General features: G+C 68.1%; 1 protein-coding gene and 1 pseudogene. Both read left to right on the top strand.

Going from position 1 to position 702, the window contains the following annotated elements; translation table 11 throughout:
• Positions 1-134: 134 nt before the first annotated feature.
• Positions 135-428 (top strand): helix-turn-helix domain-containing protein, encoded by a 294-nt coding sequence (locus FPZ47_RS27790; RefSeq protein WP_246133652.1) that lies wholly within the window; start codon positions 135-137, stop codon positions 426-428.
• Positions 419-702, top strand: a pseudogene (locus FPZ47_RS27795) (hypothetical protein); the annotation flags it as partial. The gene FPZ47_RS27790 and the pseudogene FPZ47_RS27795, both read left to right, overlap by 10 nt.

The following is a 702-nucleotide window of genomic DNA, read 5'->3' on the forward strand; positions in this document are numbered from 1 at the left end:
GTGTTATGCGTTTGAGTTAATGAGCCAGACCTGGTTGAAAATACCCAGCCACTCGTGGGCGTGTCGGGCACGTTCGGAGGCTGGTTATGAAGTCGAATTCGGCAGTGAGTTCAACAGTCAGGAGCAAGCGGCGTGTGCTGGCGCCGAGTCAGAAGTACGAGGTGTTCGTGTCGGTGCTGACCGGGCAGTCCACCCACCGCGAGGCCGCCGACAAGTGGAAGGTCGACCGCTCGACGGTGACGACGATCTGCCGCACCGCCAAGCAGGGTGCGCTGGCCGCGTTGTCGGCGCGCCCGGGCCGTCCGGGCAAGAGCCCCGAGCAGGTCGAGATGGAGGAGCTGCGCACCGAGTGCGAGCGGCTGCGGGCCACGGTCGCGGAGCAGGCGGTGGCATTGCATCTACACGAGGGAAAATCGCGTTGGGTCTGACCGCCGGCCCGGTCCCGTCGCGAGTGGACGCACACGTCAAGGCCGGCGTGCTGGATCTGATCGACCACGCCGTCGCACACGGCTGGTCGGCGCGGGCAGCATGTCAGCTGCTCGGGATTGACGATCTGCGGGCGGCGCGCTGGGCTGCCCGCCGCGCCGGCGGGCGCCTTGATGACGCCGCGCCCGGCGGGCATCCGCTGCACGGGCTGCTCGACTGGGAACGTGAGGCGATCGTGGCCCTGCACACCGATTGGGGCGAGATCGACCGGTCGCA

Source organism: Mycobacterium helveticum (assembly GCF_007714205.1).
Taxonomy (GTDB): Bacteria; Actinomycetota; Actinomycetes; order Mycobacteriales; family Mycobacteriaceae; genus Mycobacterium; species Mycobacterium helveticum.